Raw genomic sequence first — 25639 nt, 5'->3', positions numbered from 1 at the left:
ATCTATTTCCCGATGCAGAAATTGGAAAATATATTTCCCAATAGATCATCGGTGGTGACACTGCCCGTGATTTCCCCAAGGTGGAAGAGCGCTTGGCGAATATCGATGGACAATAGGTCACTGGAAACATCCATATCCATGCCTTCTTTCACTTTTTGGATTTCTTCCAATGCCTTCAGCAGTGCATCATAATGCCTGCTATTGGTAATGATGGTGCTATCGCCACTCAATGCCCCGGAATCCACAAGGTCAAGCAACTTCTTTTCAAGCTCCTCAATACCGATTTTATGTTTAGCGGAAAGGAAGAGCACGTTGGGAATCTGCGTTTTCAACAACTGGATCTGTTTCTCATCCAAAAGGTCCATCTTATTGCAAATGGGCAATAACTGCTTGTTGGGATACCTGTTCTGGATTCGTTCCAATTCTTTCCTATCAAAATCGAACCGGTCAAAAAGATAGATGATCAGTCTGGCCTTGTCAATTTTGTCAAAAGTCCGTTCGATACCAATTTTTTCGACCACATCCTGCGTTTCCCTGATTCCTGCGGTATCGATAAACCTAAAATTGATGCCCTTGATACTGATATGGTCTTCCACGGTATCCCTTGTAGTGCCTGCAATGTCGCTCACAATGGCCCGTTCTTCATTCAGCAGCACATTGAGAAGGGTGGATTTTCCCACATTGGGCTGACCAACGATGGCCACGGGGATGCCATTTTTGATCACATTGCCCAATGCAAAGGAATCAATCAATTTTTTTAGGACCTCGCTTATGCGGTTCAAGAGTTCGGTGAACTGGGTGCGGTCCGCAAATTCGACATCCTCCTGGGAAAAATCGAGCTCCAGTTCAATGAGGGATGCAAAGTTGAGCAACTCTTCCCTCAATTTTTGGATTTCGTTTCTGAAACCTCCCCTCATTTGCTGCATGGCAATGTCATGGGCGGCCTCGCTATCACTGGCAATAAGATCGGCAACGGCCTCGGCCTGGCTCAAATCCATCTTTCCATTCAGAAAGGCCCGAAGGGTAAATTCCCCTGCGGAAGCGGAGCGACAACCATTTCGGAGCAAAAGCTGGATGATCTGTTGTTGTATAAAGGGAGAACCATGGCAGGAAATTTCCACTACATTTTCACCTGTATACGAATGGGGTCCCTTGAAAATGGACACCAGTGCCTCATCCAAAACCTTTTTTTCATCTACGATATGTCCTAAATGAATGGTATGGGTTTTTTGGTCTTTCAGTTTTTTTCCTTTGATGGACTGGAAAATATGGTCCACCAGAGTAATGGCATCAGCTCCTGAGACCCTAATTATAGCAATGGCCCCAGTGCCCGAAGGAGTTGCCAAGGCCACTATGTTATCTGCGTATGACATGGGCACAAAAGTACGAATTAGTGGAAAGCTGTAACATTTTAAGGAATTTACATACTGATTAATTGAATCATCAAAACAATCAAAAAATGGAAGTCATCAATCAAACCACCGTTAGAAAGGACACTACCCTGTTGTCCGTTGCACATCTTACCCAGCTTTTGCACTACGTGACTGGCTTTGGGGGATTCATTGTTCCGCTCATCATTTGGCTGGCATCCAGAAAAAGTGTCGAGGGAATGGATGAACATGGAAAAGCGATCATCAACCTGCAATTGAGCTTGTTGCTCTACATCATATTGAGCATTCCGGCCATATTGCTGTTGGGATTGGGTATATTGGGGTTGATTGCGGTTGGCATCATGGGCTTTGTTCTTCCCATTGTCAATGCGGTGAAAGCGGCCAATGGAGAAGCTCCTTCGTATTTCATGACGATAAAATTTCTTTAAAAGAAAAAGCTGGAAAATGTTTTCCAGCTTTTGTCTTTCATATTATAGAGGATACCCTGTTTATTTTGATGGAAATTCGTCAATTCGAGTGTTTTTTTGAATGTAAAAGCAAAAAAATGTATCGAGAATCAGAATTTCATTGTCAAAAACTTTGTTCTCGATACTTTTCCCTTTGGAAAAAACTCGAACTGACATCCCTCTTTTAATAAGAGTTTAATTGTTCTGTAAATCAACTATTCAGCATCACGGGCATTACAAGCATGGTCACATGCTCACCTTCATCCAATCCATCGATCGGGGTAAGGATCCCAGCTCGGTTGGGCAAACTCATTTCCAAGGAAACATCGTCCGAGGAGAGGTTGTTGAGCATTTCCAACAAAAACCTGGAGTTGAAACCTATCTGCATATCATCCCCTTGATAGGAACAAGAGAGTCTTTCCTCGGCCTTGTTGCTGTAATCCACATCCTTCGCGGAAATATTGAGTTCTGCTCCGGCAATCTTCAAACGTATCTGATGTGTGGTCTTATTGGAGAAAATGGAAACCCTGCGCACCGAGCTCAAGAATTGGTTTCTAGCAATGGTGAGCTTATTGGGGTTTTCCTTTGGAATTACTGCTTCGTAATTGGGGTATTTCCCATCGATCAACCTACAGATGAGTACCGTGTTGTCAAAAATGAACTTGGCATTGCTTTCGTTGTACTCTATGGTCACTTCGGACTCTGAACCGGCCAATATTCCCTTCAAAAGGTTCAATGGTTTCTTGGGCATGATGAACTCGGCGACTTGGGAAGCACTGACATCCTGACGTTGGTATTTCACCAATTTGTGTGCATCTGTGGCCACAAACGTAAGATTCTCAGTCGAGAACTGAAAAAATACACCACTCATCACGGGACGAAGGTCATCGTTCCCAGCGGCAAAAATGGTCTTGTTGATGGCTGTTGCCAAAATATCGCCCAAAAGGGTAGTGGAGCTTGGATTGCCTACTTCCACTGCTTTGGGGAACTCGGCACCATCGGCATAGGCCAAGGCATATTTACCATGGTTGGAGCTGATTTCCACCGTATTGTTGTCCTCCACCACAAAGGTGAGGGGCTGTTCGGGAAAAGTTTTTAAGGTATCCAGCAACAAGCGTGCGGGCACGGCAATGGCACCTTCGGCATCGGAATCCACTTCCAGCACTGAGCTTATGGTGGTTTCAAGGTCCGATGCGGAAACAGTCAATTGGTTTTTCTTCAGGTCGAACAAAAAATTGTCGAGGATGGGCAGGGTATTGCTATTGTTAATAACTCCTCCCAAAACCTGCAATTGTTTCAATAAATATGTACTGGATACGATAAACTTCATCAAAGAAATTCTTTAGTATTGTTGGCCATCCGGTCGATATTTCCCTGAACAGGCCATATAAAATAGATAAAAGCAAATATATCCCAAAAGGGATTAGCAAAGAAACAAAATTATTAACATTAAGCGCTGAATTTCCGCTTTCGGTAAAAGTTGAAGAACACGCCAAAAATCAAGGTCAAAACTACTGGAACTCCAATGTTTATCAACTGCCATTTTGTTTTTTTGGCCACTATTTTCTCAACATCCAGCAAGGGAATGGACACTTTTCGGTTCCTAATGTTTATAAGTCCGGTATCGTCCAAGAGGTAGTTGGTACTGTTGATCAGGAATTCCTTGTTGCCATAAAAACTATTGGTCCATTTGTCATAGCCCAGCTCCAAGGGCCTCCCGTTCCGCAATTGGTTTTTAATAAGATCACCGTCGGAAATCACCAGCATTTGGTTGGCCGGGCCATCATCCAAAGAGTTCCGGAGATCCAAAGGCTTCACCCTGTTCTTGTACATGGAAGAAAAATTACCTTCGACCAAAACGGCCAAGGGAAGATTGCCATTGTTGTACAGCTCTTTGTTGGGCGGAGTGTTGAGAATGTCCAAACTGACCTGTCTGGGCACACCATCTGTTTTTGAAAGGGGCGAACTTTGCAGCAACACTGTTTTGCTGTAATCATTCTCCAAGAGCTCAATGGTGCTGGCAAACTGGAACCGAACCGCCTCGATATTGGTATTGATGGGATGGTCGTTTCTGGAAAAGACCATGGGATAATAATACCAGGGCAAAGGATTGTACTGGGATTCGTTGCCTTCTCCTGTCGCCAAAACAATCTGCGTAAAGTACAAATCGTTGACCAGAACGGGATCTATCCTGATACCATATGAAAAGAAAAGGTCCTTCAGGTCCAGCTCGCGGGGAAGTGCAAAAGCACTGCCTTCTCCTGCATAGATGCTGTCCATTTCCATGGCCACTTGATCCATCAACCAAATGGATTTACCGCCCTGCACCATAAATTGGTCCATCACAAATTTTTCTTCATCAGTAAATGCTTGGGTAGGCTTGGCGATAACCGCCAAATCAAAGCCTTTCAGTTGGTCCAACACCTTCTGCGGATTATTGGCCACCGAATCCAAAGTGATGGCCCCAATGTTATAATAATCCCGAATCGTGGTCAGGTAATCGGCCATTTCCACGTCCCGGAGTTCCCCGTTGCCCTTGATGACGGCAATACTTTTTTTCTCGGTGATGCTCAATTTGGTGAACGCATCGGCAAAGGCATATTCCAACTGCTGCACCGAATTGTTGATGCGCTCCTCAGAAGTCGAACCCAATTTGTTCTTCAAGAGCGGCACTTTTACCGTCTGATCATTATAATTGACCATCGCCCAAGGAAAGACCAGTTCGTTGGAAACCTTTCCATTTTCTTCCACAGTAACATTGGCAGGTTGCAAGCCAAGCCCTTGAAGCTCTGCAATGGTCTGTTGTGCCCGCTCCTCATCTTCCAGAGGGTCCACCAAGTTGTATTTGATGTTCGCATTCTTTGAAGCGAAGGACTCCAGCAATTGGATGGTCTCTGTTTTCAGACGGGAAAATTCCGGTGGGATATTGCCGTCCAAAAGTATATCGATGATCACAGGGGAATCGAATTTTTGGGCCAGATCCACGGCCGGCTGCGAAAGCGTGTAGCGTTTGTCCTCCGTAAGATCGAAACGAGTGTAGGCATAACTGGCCAAAATGTTCAGGACGACCACCGTAACAATGGCCACAAGCGCTGAAATGAGCAATTTTTTCATCGGGGCAACTGTTTTAGACGTTGAAAGGTAAGGTACAGGAACAAAGCGGTCAGTGCTATAAAATAGACAAGGTCCCGGGTGTCCATCACGCCTCGGGCAATACTGTCAAAATGGGACTTGGCACCAAAACCCTGAACCGTTTGTTGGGTCTCTCCATTGGTGAACAAGGAGGAAATGGCATCAAATCCATTAAAGATCAAAAAGCAGAGGAGGATGCCCACAATGAACGCAATGATCTGGTTATCGGATAGGGTGGAGGCAAAAATGCCGATGGAGGAATAGGCCGCAATCAAAAAAAGCAAGCCAAAATAGGATCCCAGCACCACTCCCAAATCATAATTTCCTTCGATCACCCCAAGGTCGGAAATGGCAAAAACGTAAACCACCGTTGGAACGATGGCGATGATACAGAGTAGGAAAGCGCCCAAGAACTTGCCCGACACCAATTTTCCAATAGAAATGGGTTTGATGAGCAAAAGTTCCAAAGTGCCCATCTTGCGTTCTTCGGAAAAACTTTTCATGGTGATGGCGGGCACTAAAAAAACAAAGATCCATGGGGCCAGCAGGAAAAAATTGCCCAGATCGGCAAAGCCGTAATCAAAAATATTGTAATCGCCCTTGAATACCCATAGGAAAAGCCCATTGAGCAAAAGGAACGACCCCACGATCAAATAACCGATGGGCGATGTAAAAAAGGACCTGACCTCTCTCTTAAAAATTGCGAACATCAAGATGGGTTTGTTGATTGGACTTTGTTGACACTCCAAGCCTCGGCCCTGTCCGAGAACAGTTTTTTGGTATGCGCCCAGACTTCCTTGAAAAAATCGGAATTTCGATAGTTTTCCAAATCCCCTTCCTTTTCCCACAGACTATAGGTGAAAAAAATGTTGGGATTATCGATGTCTCGATACAAATCGACGCTGTTGCAGCCCTCAAATGCCAAGATCCTGTTTTTGGATTCATCAAAGATTTGCTCAAAACTAGGAATATTTTCGGGTTTAAAGGTGAGTTTGACGATGCGTATCAACATTTAAAGGAAATTTACGGTTACGGTGTCCCTGTAATTCAACCCAAGTAGGGAAGAGGCCCCACCCACCGAGTTCAGGTCGCTTTTAAAAATGGCCAGTTCCATATATCCCGCCGAATTGAAAAGTGCGAGGGCATCGCCCGGACCCTTACGTTGGCTTCTGTCCAGGTCATAGTTGATGATGCCGTTGTAGCTATGGTGTACCTCTTTTATTTTGGTGGTGCGTGCATTGATTTCAAAGCTCCGCCCGTTCCGATAGGCTTCAAAAAGACTCTTCTGGATGTTGGTGACCACGTTCCCATAATTGTCGATGTAGATGACATTTCCCGAAATGGTCCTTCCCTCATTGAGGATCCTCGGCTCAAATTCACGCAGTTCCCGAAGCTCATCGAACGGTTTACCAACAACCTCCAGTTTTCCCCCACGGGCAATATGGCAGGCCACTTGGACAAAGACATTCAGCACGGGAAACGAACCGGGATTGGAATTGGGGAGGCGGATCTCCACTATTTTTTCAGGGGATATCTCCGAAGTGATCAACGACATGACCCCATTGTTGGAACTCACAAAATAATGCCCGTCCACTTGCACCACAAGATGCTGGTTTTCAGGTGAAAGTTCGGAATCCACACCAACAATATGTACGGTTCCCTTCGGGAAGGACGTATAGGCGTTCTTGAGGATATAGGCACATTCCTGGATATTGAATGGGCTTATGGCATGCGAAATATCAACAATATGTGCATCGGGAAGATTTGTCAGTATGGTCCCTTTTACAGCACCGACAAAGTGATCCTTATGACCGAAATCTGTAGTTAAGGTTATGATTGCCATGCCATACTGTTGATATGTTTTTCCGTCCTCAAATTGATTTTTGGTTAAGTTTGTGTGTAAAATTAATTAAAAAAGAACGAATACGATTCTTCAAAAACAACCGTAACACCTCACTTTTTTTGAACGAACTTATAATAGAACTTACGGATATCAGCCCACAGGATTTTTTTGGGCAGCAGAACGAGAACATAGAGCTCCTAAAAAAATATTTCCCTAAACTCAAGATTGTTGCCAGGGGCAACAAGATCAAGGTGTATGGCGATGAGGAACTCTTGGAGGAGTTTGACAAGCGATTCGATATGCTCACCAGCCAGTTTGCCAAGTACAACAAGTTGGACGAGAACATGATCGAGCGCGTACTTACCAGCAACGGGCAGGAAGAATATACATCATCCAGCAGCAGCGGCGATGTTTTGGTACACGGCGTCAGCGGCAGATTGATCAAGGCACAGACCGCCAACCAGCGAAGATTGGTGGATGCCTGCAAAAAGGATGACATGGTCTTTGCCATAGGCCCGGCAGGTACGGGAAAAACCTATACCGGAGTTGCCTTGGCGGTGAAAGCCCTGAAGGAAAAACAGGTCAGGCGTATCATCCTCACACGTCCAGCAGTGGAGGCAGGGGAGAACCTCGGGTTTCTTCCGGGGGATCTCAAAGAAAAACTAGATCCCTACATGCAGCCCTTGTACGATGCGCTCAGGGACATGATCCCAACCGAAAAACTGGCCAAGTACATAGAGGACGGTACCATCCAGATCGCACCCATGGCCTTCATGCGTGGACGAACCTTGGACAATGCCTTCGTGATCTTGGACGAGGCACAGAACACCACCCACGCCCAAATGAAGATGTTCCTGACCCGTATGGGCAAGAACGCCAAGTTTTTATTGACAGGTGATCCAGGACAGATCGACCTGCCCAGAAGGGTGATCTCGGGACTGAAAGAGGCCCTCTTGATCCTGAAGAACATCGACGGCATCAGCATCATCTATTTGGACGAAAAGGACGTTATCCGGCATAAATTGGTCAAAAAGGTCATAGATGCCTACAAAAACATAGAGCACCAAAACCAATTTTGACATGGGGCAGAACACATTGATGTCCACGGATTTTAACTTTCCGGGACAAAAATCCGTTTATAAAGGTAAGGTAAGGGAAGTCTACACACTGCAGAACGACCTATTGGTCATGGTGGCCACCGATCGTCTATCGGCATTTGACGTGGTCATGCCCAAGGGAATCCCCTACAAAGGACAGATCTTGAACCAGATTGCCACCAAGATGATGAAGGACACGGAAGATATCGTGCCCAATTGGTTGTTGGCCACCCCAGATCCCAATGTGGCTGTGGGCAAGGCTTGCGAACCATTTAAAGTGGAAATGGTGATTCGAGGATATCTTTCCGGACATGCGGCCAGGGAATACAAAGCAGGCAAAAGAATGCTCTGTGGCGTTCCCATGCCAGAAGGGATGAAGGAAAACGACAAGTTTCCGGAACCCATCATCACTCCGGCCACGAAGGCTGAAAAAGGTGATCATGACGAGGACATTTCCCGGGAAGACATTCTAAAACGTGGCATTGTTTCCCAAGCGGATTATGAGGTGTTGGAAAAATATACCCGTGCCCTCTTCCAGCGGGGAACCGAAATTGCCGCAAAGCGGGGATTGATCCTTGTGGACACCAAATATGAGTTCGGAAAGACCAAGGAAGGGAAGATCGTCCTCATTGATGAGATCCACACCCCGGATTCCTCAAGGTATTTCTACACCGAAGGATATGAACAGCGGCAAGCCAATGGCGAACCTCAAAAACAACTTTCCAAGGAGTTTGTGCGGCAATGGCTCATCGCAAATCATTTTCAGGGATTGGAAGGGCAGACCGTTCCGGAGATGGATGATGCCTATATCGATTCTGTGTCCGAAAGGTATATTGAGCTGTATGAGAGCATTACAGGGGATACCTTTGTAAAAGCGGATGTTTCCCAGATTGATGAACGCATCGAACAGAACATTTTCAATTATTTGAACAATTTTCAGTAAATACTTTGTATTCTTCTATTTTTTTGATGTCTTTTGTGTGGATGTTATATATTTCACGCATCAACCTTGACAAATGGATAGCCAGCATCGAAAAAAATATTGGAAAGAAAACCTGAAATACCTTACCATTTTGATCTTCATATGGTTCGTGGTCTCCTTTGGCTTCGGAATCCTTTTTGTAGATGAACTCAACACCATCCGCATGGGAGGTTTCAAGCTAGGGTTTTGGTTTGCCCAACAGGGTTCCATCTACGTTTTCGTCATCCTCATCTTTGTCTATGTCCGCTTGATGAACAAGTTGGATAAAAAATATAAGCTTGACGAATAATGGACATACAAACTTGGACGTTTCTCATCGTCGGACTCACTTTTGCATTATATATAGGTATAGCTATATGGTCACGGGCCAAATCCACCAAGGATTTTTACGTGGCCGGGGGAGGGGTTTCCCCATTGGCCAACGGATTGGCCACAGGTGCCGATTGGATGTCCGCAGCTTCCTTTTTGGGCATGGCCGGCATCATTGCCTTTTCGGGCTATGATGGTTCGGTGTACCTGATGGGCTGGACGGGTGGATATGTATTGCTCGCCCTCTTATTGGCTCCCTATCTCCGTAAGTTCGGTAAGTTCACCGTTCCCGATTTCATCGGAGACCGTTATTATAGCAATGTGGCCCGAACAGTGGCCGTGGTCGCTGCACTTTTTGTATCCTTCACCTACGTTGCCGGTCAGATGCGGGGCGTTGGGGTGGTTTTTTCCCGTTTTTTGGATGTAGAAGTGAACACCGGGGTCTATATTGGAATGGCCGTGGTACTTTTCTATGCCTTTTTGGGTGGGATGAAAGGAATCACCTATACCCAAGTGGCACAATATTGTGTGCTCATCTTCGCCTTTATGGTCCCTGCAATTTTCATTTCGCTCATGGCGACTGGAAACCCGATTCCGCAGATCGGTTTTGGTTCCGCAGGGCAGGACGGTGTTTATCTTTTGGATAAATTGGATGGATTGATGACCGATTTGGGTTTTACGGCTTACACCGACGGGACCAAATCTACTATGGATGTCTTCTTTATCACGGCCGCCCTGATGATGGGTACCGCAGGTTTGCCCCATGTGATCATCCGCTTCTTTACGGTGCCCAAAGTTCGCGATGCCCGAAAATCGGCAGGCTACGCCCTGTTGTTCATTGCCATTTTATATACCACGGCCCCTGCCATAGCAGTCTTTGCCCGTACCAATTTGATGGAGACCGTTCAGGATACGCCCTATGAGGAAATCCCGGCGTGGTTCACCAAATGGGAGAGTACAGGACTTATTGCGTGGACCGACAAAAACGGGGATGGAAAGATCCAGTATCTACCCGGTTCCGCTATCGATGGTGGTCAGCCCCAGTTTGTGGAAAGTAGGGGCAGCTCGGGTCAACGCATGATATCCAATGCAAGCACATCGCCCAATGAACTTTACGTGGACAGGGACATCACTGTGCTTGCCAATCCAGAAATTGCCAATCTGCCCAATTGGGTCATTGCCCTTGTGGCGGCAGGCGGTCTGGCAGCGGCTTTGTCCACGGCAGCAGGTCTTTTGTTGGTGATTTCCACTTCAATTTCCCACGATTTGATCAAAAAGCAGATAGCTCCCGATATTTCCGACAAGAAAGAATTATGGATAGCCCGTTTTTCGGCCATGCTGGCCGTGATCGTGGCTGGATATTTCGGCATCCATCCGCCCGGATTTGTGGCCTCCGTGGTGGCCCTTGCGTTTGGGCTGGCCGCTTCTTCCTTTTTTCCCGCCATTGTGATGGGTATTTTCAGCAAACGGATGAACCGCGAAGGGGCCATTTCAGGAATGGTGGCAGGACTCGCCATCACCTGTTACTATATTGCCCGTTTCAAGCTGGGCTGGATAGGAAATCCCGAAACGGCCACTGAAGCCAATTGGTGGTGGGGCATTTCCCCGGAAGGCTTTGGCACGGTGGGTATGTTGGTCAATTTCCTGATAGCCATACTGGTATCCCGTTTTACGCCGGCCCCTCCGGACAACGTACAGGAGATTGTGGAGAACATCCGCATTCCCAGTGGTGCGGGAGAGGCAATTGAACATTAGGATAGATTAAGGATTGCCCTCTTTTTTCGTATTTTTAAGCACATAAAATTTAATAAGCAGCATGAGTAATTACCACATCAAACATTTGGAGGAATATTTTCAGGTCTATCGAAAATCCGTCAGGAACCCTGAAAGTTTTTGGGAAGAAGTAGCAGAAGAACATTTTCATTGGAGAAAGCGGTGGAACTCAGTTTTGGAGTGGGATTTTACAAAGCCGGAGATCAAATGGTTTGATGGAGCAGAGCTCAACATCACCGAGAATTGCATCGATCGTCATTTGCGCATTCGGGGAGATAAGACCGCTATCATTTTTGAACCCAACGACCCCAAGGAGGCTGCCGAACATATCACCTATACCCAACTGCATGAGCGTGTGTGCAAATTTGCGAATGTGCTGAAGGACCAAAGGGTGAAGAAAGGGGATAGGGTCGTGGTCTATTTGCCCATGATCCCGGAACTGGCCATATCCATATTGGCCTGTGCCCGCATCGGAGCGGTCCATTCCGTGGTTTTTGCCGGATTTTCATCAACGGCTCTGGCCACCCGGATCAATGATTGTGGTGCCAAGGTTGTGTTGACCTCGGATGGTTCCTACAGAGGAAATAAGACCATCGACCTAAAGGGTATTGTGGACGACGCTTTGGAGCAATGCCCGGACGTAGATACGGTGTTGGTGAAAAAGCGCACTGGGGAAAAAGTGGAAATGAAAGAGGGTCGAGACCAGTGGATAGAGCCGTTGTTGGACAAGGCCTATTCCGACTGTGTTCCCGAAATTGTGGATGCTGAGCATCCGTTATTCATATTATACACCTCTGGTTCAACGGGTCGCCCCAAAGGGATGGTCCATACTACCGGTGGGTATATGGTGTACACGGCCTATACCTTCAAAAATGTGTTCCAGTATCGGGAAGAGGATGTCTATTGGTGTACGGCCGATATTGGTTGGATAACCGGGCACTCCTACATCGTGTATGGCCCATTGGCCAATGGCGCCACCACGGTCATGTTCGAAGGTGTTCCTTCCTATCCCGATCACGGGAGATTCTGGGAAGTTGTGGAGAAGCATAAGGTGACCCAATTTTATACCGCCCCAACGGCCATCAGGGCCTTGGCAAAAAAGGACTTGGACTTTGTCACCAAATATGAACTCTCAAGCCTTAAGGTCCTGGGTACCGTGGGAGAACCCATCAATGAGGAAGCGTGGCACTGGTACAACGACCATGTGGGGAACAAAAAATGTCCCATTGTGGATACTTGGTGGCAAACCGAAACAGGGGGCATCCTGATTTCCCCCATTCCATTTTCAACCCCCACAAAACCCACCTATGCCACTTTGCCCATGCCAGGGGTGCAACCCGCACTGATGGACGAAAACGGTAAGGAGATCAAAGGCAACCAAGTGGACGGCCGATTGTGCATCAAATTCCCTTGGCCTTCCATAGCACGTACCATTTGGGGAGACCATCAACGGTATAGAGATACGTATTTTTCTGCGTTTGAGGGCATGTATTTTACAGGTGATGGCGCTTTGAGGGACGAAGTGGGCTACTACCGTATCACCGGAAGGGTAGATGATGTGATCATTGTTTCCGGGCACAATTTGGGCACGGCACCCATTGAGGATGCCATCAACGAGCACCCAGCGGTCGCGGAATCGGCCATTGTTGGTTTCCCACACGATATCAAAGGGAATGCGTTATATGGCTTCGTCATCCTGAAAGAGACCGGTGAAGGACGGAACCGGGAAAACCTTGAAAAGGAAATCAATCAACTCATAACGGAGCATATTGGCCCCATTGCCAAATTGGACAAGATCCAATTCGTGGCAGGTTTGCCCAAGACCCGTAGCGGTAAGATCATGAGGCGTATCCTTCGTAAAATAGCATCCAAGGACACCGATAATTTGGGCGACACTTCAACTTTGTTGAACCCAGAAGTCGTTGAGGGCATTATAAAGGAAAGCAAATAGCTTAAAGACTGAATCTTGGAGGATCTTGTTTTTTAATGAGATCCTTTACGTTTCTTGGGTTCAATTTTTCCAGAATCCGTAAAAACGCAATTGCGGTAATGAGGGCGTCGCCTAGTGCAGTATGCCGGTCCTTTTTGGAAATGCTGAACTTTTCGGCCAGCTCGTCCAAAGCGTATTTTTCTTTCTTTTGGAGTACATTGGAGGTGAGCAATGTTCGTTTATAGAGCAGCCCCGTGTCCAAGGTTTTGTTTTTCAGTTTGGGAAGTCCGTTTCTTCTGAGGGCCGCATTGACCATATTCACGTCAAACATCACATGATGGCCGACCAGCACGTGGTTTTTTATGTAGCCAAGAAACAGTTTTAGGGCGTCCAGCTCAGAAATGCGCTCTCGTTTACCATTTCTAAGGATACCATGGATTTCTGCACTTTCGGCATCGTAGTGTTCTTGCTGGATATAGATTTCAAAACTGTCCTTCACAGCTATGCTGCCGCGCATCAATTTCACTGCGCCGATACATAGCATTCTGTCCCTGTCCAAACGGAATCCCGTGGTTTCGGTGTCCCACACAATAAAGATGTTGTCATGTACCTTCTCGGGAAGTCTTTGTTGGAAACTATCCTCATATTCCTGCCAAAAAGCTGGAAGCTCCAGTTGTTTTTTAGGGGAGAAGGGCCACATCAGCGCAACAGATTTTTGACTTGGAACCGTATTTCTATCAACGATTGGATCTCTTTGATGGTCTTGAATGTCCTTTTCAGTTTTATTTTTTCTTCTTTGTTCAATTTGTCCAATGCGATGAACCTGCCCGAATCGTTGTGCAACAATCCATGCTTGGTCCTGAACTTCAAGAGTGCTTTGCTTGCGTAGGAGCAGGCAAGATAGAGTTCCTTGTTCTGGGGTTCCAGTTCGACCAGTTTTTCATAACGCTCGGCCGTGTTGTTGATGGATTTTACGGAATGCGAGAGGATAAGCACCCGGGCCGCATCTACCATGGGCATCAATGCCCGTAGTTTCAGGTCGAAGAAATCCTTGTGGGCACCATCCTGTTCCACCAAAAAATCCCTAAAAAAGCCTGATGGGGAAGGATTTTGCAACGCACCGCTGGCCAAATGGGTAAGGAACTGGGGGAATTTCTTCACGTTATCAAAAATGTGCAACGAAAGCTGATCGGCCAATGCCTTTTCACCATAGGTGACATTGAAATCAAAAAAGATGGAGGACAGCAGGACTTCTTCTGGGCCAGGGTTGCCCATCCAATGGGTGGTCACTTCCTTCCATTCATCCAGACTGTGGCACCACAACGGATTGGAGGCCATCATTTCTGCCGGACAATATTCAAACCCGATGGTGTTCAGTTCCGTGGATATGATGCTTCCGAGCTTTAGAAAATAGTCGCGAGTGGCCTCGGATTTGCTTTCAGGGACATTTTCATAGAGAATGGCGTTGTCCTGATCGGTGTTCAGCAATTGTTCGCCCCTGCCTTGGCTGCCCATGGTGAGCCACGTAAACTTAGCTGGCGGTTCCGTTTCCATTTTTTTGATGGAGATGTCGATGACCTGTTTGATGGTGGCATCATTCAGCTCCGAGATGATCTTGGAGACCAGCCCGATGGGGATGTTCTCTTCCAAATATCCCTGCAACAAACTCATGATACTTTGTCGGATGCCCCGCAATCGCTTGGAATCCCTGGCCCTTTTGATTGCCCGCAGCAGTACCGCAGGGTTGTTTCCCATGGCCACCATGATATCGTGTTTTGAGAGGATCCCCACTGCGGATGTGTCGGTGGTTCCATCTTCGGTGAGTACCAAGTGGCTGATGTTGCTTTTCATCATGGCCATCTGCGCCTGCGTCACCGTAAGCTCCTTCGGATAGGTGATGGCGGGACTCGTCATGATGGATTTGGCACTGCCCGTGATGGGGAACAGCCCAGTTGCCACTTTTTCCCTTAAATCTTTATCGGTGATGATGCCTACCGGCAATCCGTCCTTTACAACCAAGATACAGCTTACATTGTACTTGCCCATGGTGTTGGCAATGGTCTTGATCTGGGTGCCCTCGGTGCAGGTGACCAGGTCCGAGGAATATCGCACAGGTTGGAGGTCCAACAGCTTGGTCTCTTGGCCTTGGCTCGGTTCATTGCTGACCCCATACAACTTGCCCCGATGCTTTTGGGAGTAGGGATTTCGGGTGTTGGAGGCAAAACTTTCGATCAAAAAATCACCGACTAGATGGTTCTGTAGGGCAAGAGGTTTAAATTCCTTGATGGGGATGGCATAGAGTATGGTCTCCTCATGTGCCTTGGCCTCCAGTTTATAGTTCTCATGGGCCAGCAAGGGGCGTAGCCCAAAAACATCACCTTCGTCACAAATGTCCAGAATTTGGGTGGAACCTTTTTTGGTGAGTGCCACTGCACCTTTGTGGACCACATAAAAAAAATCGTGCGGGGCTTCTTTCTCCGAGAATACGATACTGTTACTTTCCTTGTGCACAATGGTCACTTCATAGGAAAGGGCAGCTAACTGACCACTCTCCAATGCACTGAACGGAGGATAGTTTTTGAGAAAATCCGCGACACGTTCGGAAATGGTGTTCTTCATGACACAAATGTAAGTCTTGAATCCCAAATATTTGGGGCCATTTTTTGTGAGAATATTGCATTCGTCAGATCGAAAAGGGGTTTTGTCAACCCAAATGGGGCATCCGTCAATTGGGGTATATGCCGTATGGGGCATTTGTTTAAATTTCACTAAAACAAAGGGAATATTGACGCCTAAGAAGTGAGTGTAGCTCTAATTTATTTTTAAGAAAATGGAATTTGAAAGTTTTAAATTGGGAGGAGGTCAGAAACAATTATTTTTCTTCAATCTCCTGTTTTTTTGTTTTTAAACGCTATTTCCTTATTGTAAGCCTAATTGCATGTAGCATACTTATATGAAAAAAGTAAATCTAGAAAAGGGTTTTTATTGCTTGGAGAGAGTGTTCTATATAAGTTGTGCCACTTTTGGTTTCTTCCCTTTACAGTATTTGTGTGAATGATGCTCTTATGAAACATTTTGGTTTTTGTAGTATTTATCTTATTTCTATGATATTTTTTTTTGCTAGTTGCAAGGATAATTTGCAACCACACAAAGTTGAGAATTTTGATACTGAAATTAACTATGTACCGTATTACTTAGAAGTTTACAGAGCAGACAGTTTTTATTTAAAGGGATTTTACCAACAATCATACAAGATATTAGACGATCTGTTCAAGGAATATGCACCATTAAACCAATTTGGTCTGTTTGAAATGCAGACCTATATAAAATCAGCTTATCAGACGAAGAATTATGATATGATAAAACCCACCTTCATAAAATTAATGAATACGTGGGGATTTGTGCCAAAAACTGCATTTAGTGACAGTATTTTATCTAATGCCTGGGACAGGGTAAAAATAGATGAAGAGAAAATAGTTTCTTCAGAGAATAGTTATAAGGAAAAGATTAATTGGACATTAAGAGAGACAATTGTTGCTATAAAGTTGCAGGATCAAAATTTCAGGGGAAGAAACGGAGAAGATTCCATAGATAGACAACATATTATATTGTTAAAGGATATTTTTAATAAATACGGTTATCCTGATTTTAGACTGATTGGGAACTCTCGTTCTGATGAGAATATTGATTTATTAGTAGTATTTAATCATATTTCAGACAATCTTGAGGAAGATGAGTATATTTTTTTTAGAGAAAGTTTGTTAAAATATGTAAGAAAAGGAACGGCATCCCCTGTTTGTTTAGCTTTTTTGGAGGATAAAAGATGTTTTGATATAGGAGAGCCAACTGTTTATGGAACATTTGGAACGGATATCAGTTTTGGAGAGAAGAGACTTAAGGTAGATACTCTAGAAGTTAATAAAAAGAGAAAAAGTATTGGATTACCAAGTTTACAATACAGTAAGTTCAAGCGGGATAGAATAGAATCATTGTTTAACCAATAAATATATTAATTATGAAGCTAAAATCAATTGAAAAATTTCAAAGTGAAAATGTTAATTCCGTATTAGCAAAGGACAACTTGAGTAATATTGCTGGTGGTGCAATGGCACCATCAGATTCTATTTATTCTGTGGGTGAATGTACTGCCGGTGGTTATGACTGTGTAGATCTTTACTATTGGGATGATCATACATATACAGGTCAATTTGGGTTATCCTATAATAATTGTTAAATTTTAAAAAAGTAGCTGAACCCGTTTACACCTTTTTAATTGAAGCGAAAAGGGATTTCAGGTCCATATGAGGACTTTTTTATACTGCATAGCGTGGCTAGATGGATAAAAAGCAAAAAATGGAGCAAGGGTCATTTTGTAATCGGTTGGATAAAGTTAAACGGGTTCAATATTAATTACATCACATGATTTTAATTCACTCGATTAACTTAGATAAGGCTACTAGCAAAGTAATCGACTGGTTGTATAGGTACAACAGATTTTTTCTAAGGGTGAATAGTGATGACGGATATCAATTCAAATTTGGACTATCTATTTCTATTAATGGGTTTTTATTAGATGATATAGAATGTTACTGGTACAGAAAAGGGACTTTTCAGGGAATAGATACTACATCCTTTAATCGATCATCAATAAAACGCCTTTTGATTGAAAATGAGATTAAGATTTTACAATATGTTGAATCAACATTATGCAAAAAAAGGAACTTAAACAGCTATTTCAATGCAAGTCCAAATAAACTATTGGTACTTGAAAGGGCAAAAAGATATGGTCTTTTAATACCTCGCTTTATTTTGACTGACCATCACCCTGATCCTGCAACTAAATATATTTACAAGACGATTAATGAAGGCGGAAATGTTTTTTTAAGCGACTGTATTGCAAATGCATATACTTCCGTATTTATTCCAAATGAATTACAAGAATTTGGAGTTACCTTTTTTCAAGAACATATAGAAAAGCGTTATGAACTTAGGATTTTTTATTTAGATGGTAAGTTTTGGTCAATGGCTATTTTTTCACAAAATGACCAACAAACCCAAGTTGATTTTCGAAAATACAATATAGAAAGACCTAACAGAGTAGTTCCTTTTCAACTTCCAAAAGGAATAGAGACGAAGTTGAATAAGTTAATGAAGAATTTAAAACTAAAGTCCGGTTCTATCGATATGATAGTGACCCCTGACAAAAAATATTACTTTCTAGAAGTTAATCCTGTTGGTCAATTTGATATGATATCATTCCCATGCAATTATTATCTAGAAAAGCATATAGCAAAATACTTAATAAATGACTAAAGAAGAATTTCTTTCATTTGTCAATGAAAACAAAAAAGAACTCCCCTTGTTTTTTCAATCGTTTGAATTTAAAACAAAAAACGATGCATCAAATTATAAGCTTTTGACTAAATCAGTTAAATCTACTTTCTATAATACGGATAAATATCAAATTGAAAAATTTCATAAAGACATTTATCGGTTCTAGTTTATGACTCATTTCAAAATATTTGCAAACTGTTTGATAGTTAAAGGAGCTACGCGTTCTTTGGTGTGTGATCTTCAACGTCTGAACTCAGATTATGTTCCTAATGACATGGTCCAAGTAATAGAAAAACTCAATGAAAAAGTATCCATAAAAGAAGTCATTAAATTTTACGGCAAAGAAAACGAGTCAATATTAGAAGAGTACTTATCCTACCTTGTAGAGAAGGATTATGGCTTTTATTGTGTAGAAAGTGACTTTAATATGTTCCCTGAATTAGATAGGACCTACCAAACTCCAGGAAGTATTACCAATATCATTATAGAGCTAAAAAAGGAAAATATCTTTTGGTTAAAGCACCTTGTACCACAAATCGAAAAATTAGGCTGTAAAGATATTGCCTTTATTTTTTATGAGGAATTAACAGAAGAGCACTTTAATAATATATTTCAATACTTTGAAGATACTCGAATAAAATCTTTTGAAATAACATCAAAATATCACATTGGAATTACTCATGAATTGTTAAAACGAATCAATAGAAATCTAAATCAATTAACCCGTTTGACTTTATACGGTTCTCCTGAAGAAAAAATTGAACCATGGGATAATGAAATTTTATTTGATAGGGTCTTTATTAAAAAGGAGATTACTTCTTTTAAGTATTGTGGGGCAGTTAACATGAAATATTTTAACACCAATTTGCCTAAGGTTTTAGAAGCAATGAAACATAACTCGTGTCTATATAAGAAAATATCTATTGATGAAGAGGGGAATATAAAAAATTGCCCATCCATGTCCCAAAGTTTTGGAAACATAACCAATACCACATTACAAGAGGCTTTGGACCATCCAGATTTTAAAAAATACTGGAACATTACCAAAGACCAAATTGCTGTTTGCAAGGACTGTGAGTTCAGGTATATCTGTACAGATTGCAGGGCATATCTGGAAAACCCCGAAGACCAATATTCAAAGCCCTTAAAATGTGGTTACGACCCTTATACAAACCAATGGGAGGAGTGGAGTACCAACCCATTAAAGCAAAAAGCCATTGAATATTATGGTATGCAGGATCTGGTGAAAAAAGATGCTTAAATCGTTCCCAAATTACAAACAAGCAGATGCCAAAGACTGTGGACCAACTTGTATAAAAATCATTGCCAAACATTACGGCAAGACCATTTCGCTACAACAAGTCCGTCAATTAAGTGAAACCACACGGGAAGGCAGCAATTTATTGGGTTTAAGCGGGGCTGCGGAAAAGATAGGCTTTCGTTCTTTAGGAGTAAAAATCGATTCAAAAAGATTGGAGGAAGCGCCATTGCCTTGTGTGTTGTATTGGAACAAAAACCATTTCGTTGTACTATACAAAATACAGAAGGATGTATTTTATATCTCAGATCCGGCGCATGGCCTTTTGAGATACAATACAGATGAGTTTTTAAGGAACTGGATAGGGAGCAGTGCCAACGAACAGACTCAGGAGGGCATTGCACTGTTGTTGGAACCCTCGGCCGGATTTTATGATGCCGATTTCAAAGAGGACAAAAAAGCTTTTGGCTTTTCGTTTCTCAGCAGGTATATTTTTAAATACAAAAGGTTTTTATGGCAACTGATTTTTGGCCTTATAGCGGCAAGTTTGCTTCAGCTCATTTTTCCGTTCTTGACCCAAAGCATAGTGGATGTCGGTATAAAAAACCAGGACATCCATTTTATTTACCTTATCCTGTTTGCGCAATTGGCCCTATTTGTAGGAAGGACTTCCATAGAGGTCATACGTAGCTGGATCCTGTTGCACCTGAGCACACGCATCAATATTTCCCTTGTATCGGATTTTTTTATAAAACTTATGAACCTGCCCATCGCTTTTTTTGATACCCGCATGACAGGGGATATTCTGCAACGTATCAATGACCACAAGCGCATTGAACAAATCTTGACAACCTCGTCATTGAACGTATTGTTTTCCACAGTTAATTTGATAGTGTTCAGTTTTGTGCTGGCCTATTACAGTTCGCAATTGTTCGTCGTTTTTTTGGCGGGAAGTTTTTTGTATATCCTTTGGATTATCATTTTCTTGAAAAAGCGTAAGGATATAGATTACAAACGTTTTTCCCAGATAAGTCAAGAACAAAGCAAGGTCATAGAACTCATAAACGGCATGCAGGAAATCAAACTTCATAATGCCGAGAAGCAAAAACGTTGGGGCTGGGAGTTTTTACAGGCACGATTATTTAAGATCTCCATTGAAGGTTTGGCATTGGAGCAATACCAAAGTGTAGGTTCAGGGTTTATCAACGAGGTAAAAAATATACTCATAACCTTCTTGTCAGCAAAATTGGTCATTGATGGTGATATTACCTTAGGGATGATGTTGGCGGTCAGCTATATTGTAGGGCAGCTCAATTCACCAATCGCACAGCTCATGAACTTTATAAGAGAAGTCCAGGATGCCAAAATTTCCTTGGACCGTTTATCGGAAATACATAACAAGGAAGACGAAGAATCTATAAATAATGATTTTGTAAAGGACATTAACCTTGAAGAGGGTCTAGCGGTTTCCAATCTTTCATTTCGATATGTGGGGTCGGACCAGATGGTGCTCCAGAATTTGGACCTTGCCTTTCCCGCCAAGAAGGTAACGGCCATCGTTGGGGTAAGTGGAAGTGGAAAGACGACCTTGATGAAATTGCTGTTAAAATTCTATAATCCCAATGAAGGGCAAATCAAACTTGGTAATTATGACCTTAAAAATGTGTCCCAGAAAATATGGCGTCAAGAGTGTGGAGTGGTAATGCAGGAAGGTTACATTTTTAACGATACCATTGCCAATAATATTGCTGTCGGCGAAAATTATATTGATAAGCAAAAACTGGCCCATGCCATAGACGTGGCCAATATAAAAGAGTTTATAGAGACCTTGCCATTATCATATAATACAAAAATAGGAATGGAAGGCGTGGGTTTGAGTACGGGACAAAAGCAACGCCTGTTAATAGCAAGAGCTGTATATAAAAACCCGAATTTTTTGTTTTTCGACGAGGCCACAAGTGCATTGGATGCCAATAATGAAAAAATCATCATGGAAAATCTCAACTCATTTTTTGAGGATAAAACGGTGGTGGTCATTGCCCACAGGTTGAGCACGGTAAAACACGCCCATCAAATCGTGGTACTGGACAAAGGTAGGATTGTTGAAGTTGGAGACCATACAACATTGATAAAGAACAAGGGAGACTACTATAATTTAGTGAAAAACCAATTGGAACTCGGTAAATAAATGCCCAACAACAGCTTAGAGGACATAGAACTAAGAAGCGAAGAAGTACAAGAAATACTTACCAAAGTTCCAAATTGGATGGTACGGTGTGGCAATATGCTGTTCCTTGTCTTGATATTGTTGGTTTTGCTGCTGTCATGGTTTGTGAAATATCCAGACATCATAGTTTCCCAGGCTACAGTAACAACCCTCAACCCGCCCCAAAAAGAGTATGCCAAGACCACCGGAAAATTTGATGCTATCTTGGTGGAGGAGAACGAATTGGTCAAGCCTGGACAGCCATTGGCGGTTATAGAGAACACTGCGAGCTATAATGATGTCTTTAAATTAAAATCGATAATCGATACTATTCAGGTCAACACAAAGGATTTCAGTTTCCCTATCGACAGTATTATTATTTTGTTTTTAGGTGATATTGAATCACAATACGCTTTGTTTGAGAACAGCTATATCCAATACCAGTTAAACAAGCAATTACAACCATTTGCAAGTGAAGCCACAGCTAATAGCTATTCCGTTTCAGAATTGAACAATAGGCTACGAAGTTTGCAATCGCAAAGAGATATCAATAAGACGGAACTCAAGTTTAAGGAAAAGGAATTGCAACGGAATAGATCCCTTTTCGATAAGGGCGTCATTTCTGCTCAAGATTTTGAGAGCAAGCAATTGGAATATGCCCAAGCCGAAAGGAACTTTAAGAATTTTGAATCGTCCATTTCACAAATCCGTGAAGCCATAAGCCATGCCCATAAAACGTCCAAGGGAACAGAAATCAATCAGGTAAAGGAAGAAATGGCCTTGCTCAAAAACGTCATTCAATCCTTTAACCAATTGAAGAAAGCGATCAAGGAATGGGAATACAGTTATGTTCTTAAATCTGAAATACATGGCAAGGTGTCCTTTTTGAAGTATTGGAACGTAAACCAAACGGTTAGCCAAGGAGATTTGGTGTTTACTACGGTTCCCAAAGGAAATACGGTCTATTTGGCCAAACTAAAAACACCAGCCCAAAATTCGGGAAAGATAAAGGTGGGCCAACGTGTAAATATCAAACTTGAAAATTATCCGGAAACTGAATTTGGAATGTTACAAGGAGAAATCAAAAGCATTTCCCAAATTCCCGATGAAGAAGGATTTTATTACATCGATGCAACACTGCCTGAAAAACTTCTTACCTCTTACAATAAAGAAATAGACTTCAAACAAGAAATGAGAGGTGTGGCAGAGATCATCACAGAAGATATGAGGTTAATAGAGCGTTTCTTCTATCAATTCAAATCTACTTTCAGAAAGTAAAGGGACAAATGTTGCTTGAAAAGAAAAAGACCATCAAATTGATGGTCTTTTTGTAGCGAGAGGGAGACTTGAACTCCCGACCTCAGGGTTATGAATCCTGCGCTCTAACCACCTGAGCTACCTCGCCGTGATTCTGTTAAGCGGGTGCAAATATATAGTTTAATTTTTGCTCAATCAAAATTCAGGATTAATTTATTATTTGACATTTATTTTTTTATCTTCCCAAACTGTATCTAATGTTGAAAAGGATTAATAGGACATTATAATGAGCGATAAGGTTAAATTTGAAATTGAGTTTGTCATACAAGCATCCCCACAGTTGCTTTACCAATATATTTCCACCCCTTCGGGTCTTTCCGAATGGTATGCCGACAATGTGAATTCCCGTGGCGAAGTGTTTACTTTTATCTGGGACGGGGCCGAGGAAAAGGCCAAAATGCTCAAACGAAAAAGTGAGGAATTCGTGAAATTTTCTTGGGTGGAAAACGAGGACAGTTCCTTTTTTGAAATGAGGATCATTGTGGATGAGATCACCAAGGATGTTTCCCTCTTCATCACCGATTTTGCGGATGACGATGAAGTGGAAGAGGCCAAAATGCTCTGGGAAAACCAAATATCCGACCTGAAACAAGTTCTAGGTTCCAAATAGAACATTTCTCTGTGATACCGTATCTTTGGTCCCGATAAAAACGGGACTTTTTTCATGTTCAATTACAACGGTAAGCTTTTTTCTGACGAGACCCATGTGCTTTCCCATACCAATAGGGGACTAAAATATGGCGATGCGCTTTTTGAGACGCTCAGATGTGTCCATGGCACCCTCTTTTTTTGGGAGGAACACTATTTTAGGCTGATGGCCTCCATGCGTATCCTCAGAATGGAAATTCCGATGGAGTTCACCTTGGAGTTTTTGGAAGCGGAAATAAAGAAAACCATTGAGGGCAATCAACAAGGGAACGCCCCGGCAAGGGTGCGGCTGACGATTTTCAGGAACGGGGAAGGACTCTATGGTCCTGAGACGAACAACATTTCCTACCTGATTGAAACCAAAACCTTGGATTCCCCATTCTATCTGGTGAACGAAGGGGAATATGAAGTGGAGATCTTCAAGGACTATTATGTGAACAAGGATATGCTGTCCAATTTGAAGACCACGAACAAACTGCTGCACGTGGTGGCCAGTGTCTATGCCAAGGAAAATGGCTATGCCAATTGTCTTTTGGTGAACACGGACAAGCAGGTGGTGGAAGCTATCAATGGAAACCTGTTTCTGGTGCAGGGCAATGTGGTAAAAACCCCTCCATTGGCAGATGGTTGTCTGGACGGCATCATCAGGAAAAAAATCATTGAAATTGTTACAGCGGCCGAAGACCTGGAACTGTTGGAAGAATCCATTTCCCCATTCGAACTGCAAAAATCGGATGAGATGTTTTTGACCAACAGCATTGTCGGCATTCAACCCATAAGTAAGTATCGAAAAAAACAATTCGGGAACACCGTCGGTAAAAGTTTGGTAGGTAAACTGAATGCCAGGGCACGAATGTCCCAGACTAGTTAGTTAAGGGACGGATTTTCCGGTGCGTTGGACCAAAGAAGGTAATCACCGCCCAATTCGACCATTTTTTCCTTCCAGAATGCTATGGACGATTTTTCAAGGATTCCACTTTCATACTCGTTCTGGACCACAATCCAAGATTTGGAGGAAAGTTCTTGGTCCAATTGGCTGGACCCCCATCCTGAATAGCCCAAAAAGAAGCGGATATCCTGTTCGGTGATGGTCCCATTGTTGATGAGTTCCACCGTCCTTTCAAAGTTACCGCCCCAAAAGATACCATCGGAAATTTCCACACTGTCCTCAATAAGGTGCGGCACTTTATGAATGAAATAAAGGTTGTCTTGTTCCACGGGTCCACCGTTGAACACTTGAAAGGGAATGGTAATGTCAGAAATGAGGTCGCAAATGGTATAGTCCAAGGGTTTGTTGAGGATAAAGCCGACAGAACCCTCTTTATTGTGCTCAGCTAGTAGCACCACGGACCTGTTAAAGGATACATCCCCGGTTAGCGAAGGTTCCGCGACTAGCAATTTCCCTTTTTTTGGTTTATGGCCCACCATTTTCATAGGAGTCAAACTTCTTATTTGATGTATAATATACAACATTTATGAAAACTGGAAACCCTATGAACTAAAAAAGCACTTCTTTAAAGAAGTGCTTTTATATATTAAAAATAATAATTGATTAGTTTACTGCACCGCTCAATTCAGCACCTGCCTTGAACTTTACAACGTTCTTGGCAGCAATCTTGATGGTCTTACCAGTTTGAGGGTTTCTACCTTCTCTGGCACTTCTTTTGGAAACTGACCAAGAACCAAAACCTACCAAGGAAACTCTGTTTCCTTTTTTAAGTGATCCTTCTACATTTCCCAAGAAAGATTCCAATGCCTTTTTTGCTGCTGCCTTAGTGATGCCAGCATCAGCTGCCATAGCATCGATTAATTCTGTTTTGTTCATAATGGAATTAAATTAATTGTTGTTAAAATAATTTTAATGCTGAACAAATTTATACGGATTTGGCAGTAACACAAGTAAAACCTAGGGAAATACAGGTTTTTGTTGATAACTTCAAACGTTTGTTGATAAAGTCGGAAAAAATTGACAC

24 protein-coding genes and 1 tRNA gene are annotated in these 25639 nt (G+C 42.9%); 14 read left to right on the top strand and 11 right to left on the bottom strand.

Annotation, left to right across the window (positions count from 1 at the left end):
• Positions 1-2: 2 nt before the first annotated feature.
• Complete coding sequence (gene mnmE / locus DB398_RS12400) at positions 3-1373, bottom strand: tRNA uridine-5-carboxymethylaminomethyl(34) synthesis GTPase MnmE (RefSeq protein WP_108424706.1); 1371 nt, start codon at positions 1371-1373, stop codon at positions 3-5.
• 86 nt (positions 1374-1459) lie between these two features.
• On the opposite strand from mnmE, the gene DB398_RS12395 reads away from it, so the two are divergent.
• A complete protein-coding gene (locus tag DB398_RS12395) occupies positions 1460-1819 on the top strand; it encodes a DUF4870 domain-containing protein (protein ID WP_108424856.1) in 360 nt (119 codons plus the stop codon).
• 229 nt (positions 1820-2048) lie between these two features.
• On the opposite strand, the gene dnaN is transcribed toward DB398_RS12395, so the two are convergent.
• The 5 genes from dnaN to DB398_RS12370 all read right to left on the bottom strand — a co-directional run bounded on the left by dnaN (position 2049) and on the right by DB398_RS12370 (position 6812).
• Positions 2049-3167, bottom strand: a complete 1119-nt coding sequence (dnaN, locus tag DB398_RS12390) for a DNA polymerase III subunit beta (RefSeq protein ID WP_108424705.1) — start codon at positions 3165-3167, stop codon at positions 2049-2051.
• A 119-nt stretch (positions 3168-3286) separates the two neighbouring features.
• Positions 3287-4951 carry a gliding motility-associated ABC transporter substrate-binding protein GldG gene (gene gldG, locus DB398_RS12385; RefSeq protein ID WP_108424704.1) on the bottom strand — a complete coding sequence of 555 codons (1665 nt, stop codon included), beginning with the start codon at positions 4949-4951 and terminating at the stop codon, positions 3287-3289.
• Positions 4948-5679: a gliding motility-associated ABC transporter permease subunit GldF gene (gene gldF, locus DB398_RS12380; protein WP_108424703.1), complete on the bottom strand. Its 732-nt coding sequence runs from the start codon at positions 5677-5679 to the stop codon at positions 4948-4950. The genes gldG and gldF overlap by 4 nt, the downstream gene beginning before the upstream one ends.
• The gene (locus DB398_RS12375; RefSeq protein ID WP_108424702.1) at positions 5679-5981 is read right to left on the bottom strand and encodes a putative quinol monooxygenase; all 303 of its coding nucleotides are present in this window, start codon (positions 5979-5981) and stop codon (positions 5679-5681) included. Before DB398_RS12375 ends, gldF begins: the two co-directional genes overlap by 1 nt.
• Positions 5982-6812: an SAM hydrolase/SAM-dependent halogenase family protein gene (locus DB398_RS12370; protein WP_108424701.1), complete on the bottom strand. Its 831-nt coding sequence runs from the start codon at positions 6810-6812 to the stop codon at positions 5982-5984.
• Between the two features lie 119 nt (positions 6813-6931).
• On the opposite strand from DB398_RS12370, the gene DB398_RS12365 reads away from it, so the two are divergent.
• The 5 genes from DB398_RS12365 (at position 6932) to acs (ending at position 12924) form a co-directional block, all read left to right on the top strand.
• Positions 6932-7891 carry a PhoH family protein gene (locus DB398_RS12365; protein ID WP_072879408.1) on the top strand — a complete coding sequence of 320 codons (960 nt, stop codon included), beginning with the start codon at positions 6932-6934 and terminating at the stop codon, positions 7889-7891.
• A gap of 1 nt (position 7892) precedes the next feature.
• Complete coding sequence (locus DB398_RS12360; RefSeq protein ID WP_108424700.1) at positions 7893-8852, top strand: phosphoribosylaminoimidazolesuccinocarboxamide synthase; 960 nt, start codon at positions 7893-7895, stop codon at positions 8850-8852.
• Between the two features lie 73 nt (positions 8853-8925).
• Positions 8926-9180: a DUF4212 domain-containing protein gene (locus tag DB398_RS12355; protein ID WP_108424699.1), complete on the top strand. Its 255-nt coding sequence runs from the start codon at positions 8926-8928 to the stop codon at positions 9178-9180.
• A complete protein-coding gene (locus DB398_RS12350) occupies positions 9180-10955 on the top strand; it encodes a sodium:solute symporter family protein (protein WP_108424698.1) in 1776 nt (591 codons plus the stop codon). Before DB398_RS12355 ends, DB398_RS12350 begins: the two co-directional genes overlap by 1 nt.
• A gap of 61 nt (positions 10956-11016) precedes the next feature.
• Complete coding sequence (acs, locus tag DB398_RS12345) at positions 11017-12924, top strand: acetate--CoA ligase (RefSeq protein WP_108424697.1); 1908 nt, start codon at positions 11017-11019, stop codon at positions 12922-12924.
• 1 nt (position 12925) lies between these two features.
• On the opposite strand, the gene DB398_RS12340 is transcribed toward acs, so the two are convergent.
• Both DB398_RS12340 and DB398_RS12335 read right to left on the bottom strand, forming a co-directional pair.
• Complete coding sequence (locus DB398_RS12340; protein ID WP_108424696.1) at positions 12926-13603, bottom strand: 3'-5' exonuclease; 678 nt, start codon at positions 13601-13603, stop codon at positions 12926-12928.
• Positions 13603-15522, bottom strand: a complete 1920-nt coding sequence (locus tag DB398_RS12335; RefSeq protein ID WP_108424854.1) for a DUF294 nucleotidyltransferase-like domain-containing protein — start codon at positions 15520-15522, stop codon at positions 13603-13605. The genes DB398_RS12340 and DB398_RS12335 overlap by 1 nt, the downstream gene beginning before the upstream one ends.
• Before the next feature lie 446 nt (positions 15523-15968).
• Between DB398_RS12335 and DB398_RS12330 the strand changes: the two genes are divergently transcribed.
• From DB398_RS12330 to DB398_RS12300, 6 genes are all read left to right on the top strand, one after another.
• Positions 15969-16907 carry a hypothetical protein gene (locus tag DB398_RS12330; RefSeq protein ID WP_159076427.1) on the top strand — a complete coding sequence of 313 codons (939 nt, stop codon included), beginning with the start codon at positions 15969-15971 and terminating at the stop codon, positions 16905-16907.
• Between the two features lie 11 nt (positions 16908-16918).
• The gene (locus DB398_RS12325) at positions 16919-17137 is read left to right on the top strand and encodes a hypothetical protein (protein WP_108424694.1); all 219 of its coding nucleotides are present in this window, start codon (positions 16919-16921) and stop codon (positions 17135-17137) included.
• A 185-nt stretch (positions 17138-17322) separates the two neighbouring features.
• On the top strand, positions 17323-18216 hold the full coding sequence (gene gwsG / locus DB398_RS12320) for a grasp-with-spasm system ATP-grasp peptide maturase (RefSeq protein ID WP_108424693.1): 894 nt from the start codon (positions 17323-17325) through the stop codon (positions 18214-18216).
• Positions 18217-18406: 190 nt separating this feature from the next.
• Positions 18407-19498 (top strand): grasp-with-spasm system SPASM domain peptide maturase, encoded by a 1092-nt coding sequence (gene gwsS / locus DB398_RS12310; RefSeq protein ID WP_108424691.1) that lies wholly within the window; start codon positions 18407-18409, stop codon positions 19496-19498.
• Positions 19491-21683 (top strand): peptidase domain-containing ABC transporter, encoded by a 2193-nt coding sequence (locus DB398_RS12305; RefSeq protein ID WP_108424690.1) that lies wholly within the window; start codon positions 19491-19493, stop codon positions 21681-21683. The genes gwsS and DB398_RS12305 overlap by 8 nt, the downstream gene beginning before the upstream one ends.
• On the top strand, positions 21684-22979 hold the full coding sequence (locus tag DB398_RS12300) for an HlyD family secretion protein (RefSeq protein WP_108424689.1): 1296 nt from the start codon (positions 21684-21686) through the stop codon (positions 22977-22979).
• 53 nt (positions 22980-23032) lie between these two features.
• Here the strand turns inward: DB398_RS12300 and DB398_RS12295 are convergent.
• Positions 23033-23106, bottom strand: a tRNA-Met gene (locus DB398_RS12295).
• Between the two features lie 138 nt (positions 23107-23244).
• On the opposite strand from DB398_RS12295, the gene DB398_RS12290 reads away from it, so the two are divergent.
• Together DB398_RS12290 and DB398_RS12285 are read left to right on the top strand one after the other, a co-directional pair.
• Complete coding sequence (locus tag DB398_RS12290; protein WP_108424688.1) at positions 23245-23628, top strand: START-like domain-containing protein; 384 nt, start codon at positions 23245-23247, stop codon at positions 23626-23628.
• Between the two features lie 54 nt (positions 23629-23682).
• Complete coding sequence (locus DB398_RS12285; RefSeq protein ID WP_108424687.1) at positions 23683-24537, top strand: aminotransferase class IV; 855 nt, start codon at positions 23683-23685, stop codon at positions 24535-24537.
• On the opposite strand, the gene DB398_RS12280 is transcribed toward DB398_RS12285, so the two are convergent.
• Entirely contained in the window at positions 24534-25094 is a 561-nt protein-coding gene (locus tag DB398_RS12280) for a YqgE/AlgH family protein (RefSeq protein ID WP_108424852.1), read from the bottom strand. The genes DB398_RS12285 and DB398_RS12280 overlap by 4 nt on opposite strands.
• A gap of 124 nt (positions 25095-25218) precedes the next feature.
• A complete protein-coding gene (locus DB398_RS12275) occupies positions 25219-25491 on the bottom strand; it encodes an HU family DNA-binding protein (RefSeq protein ID WP_072879184.1) in 273 nt (90 codons plus the stop codon).
• Between the last annotated feature and the right edge of the window lie 148 nt (positions 25492-25639).

The sequence above is a fragment of the Flagellimonas amoyensis genome (assembly GCF_003058265.1).
Classification (GTDB): Bacteria; Bacteroidota; Bacteroidia; order Flavobacteriales; family Flavobacteriaceae; genus Flagellimonas; species Flagellimonas amoyensis.
The sequence above is the reverse complement of the archived record's forward strand: the minus strand, read 5'-3'. Positions and strand labels throughout refer to the sequence as shown.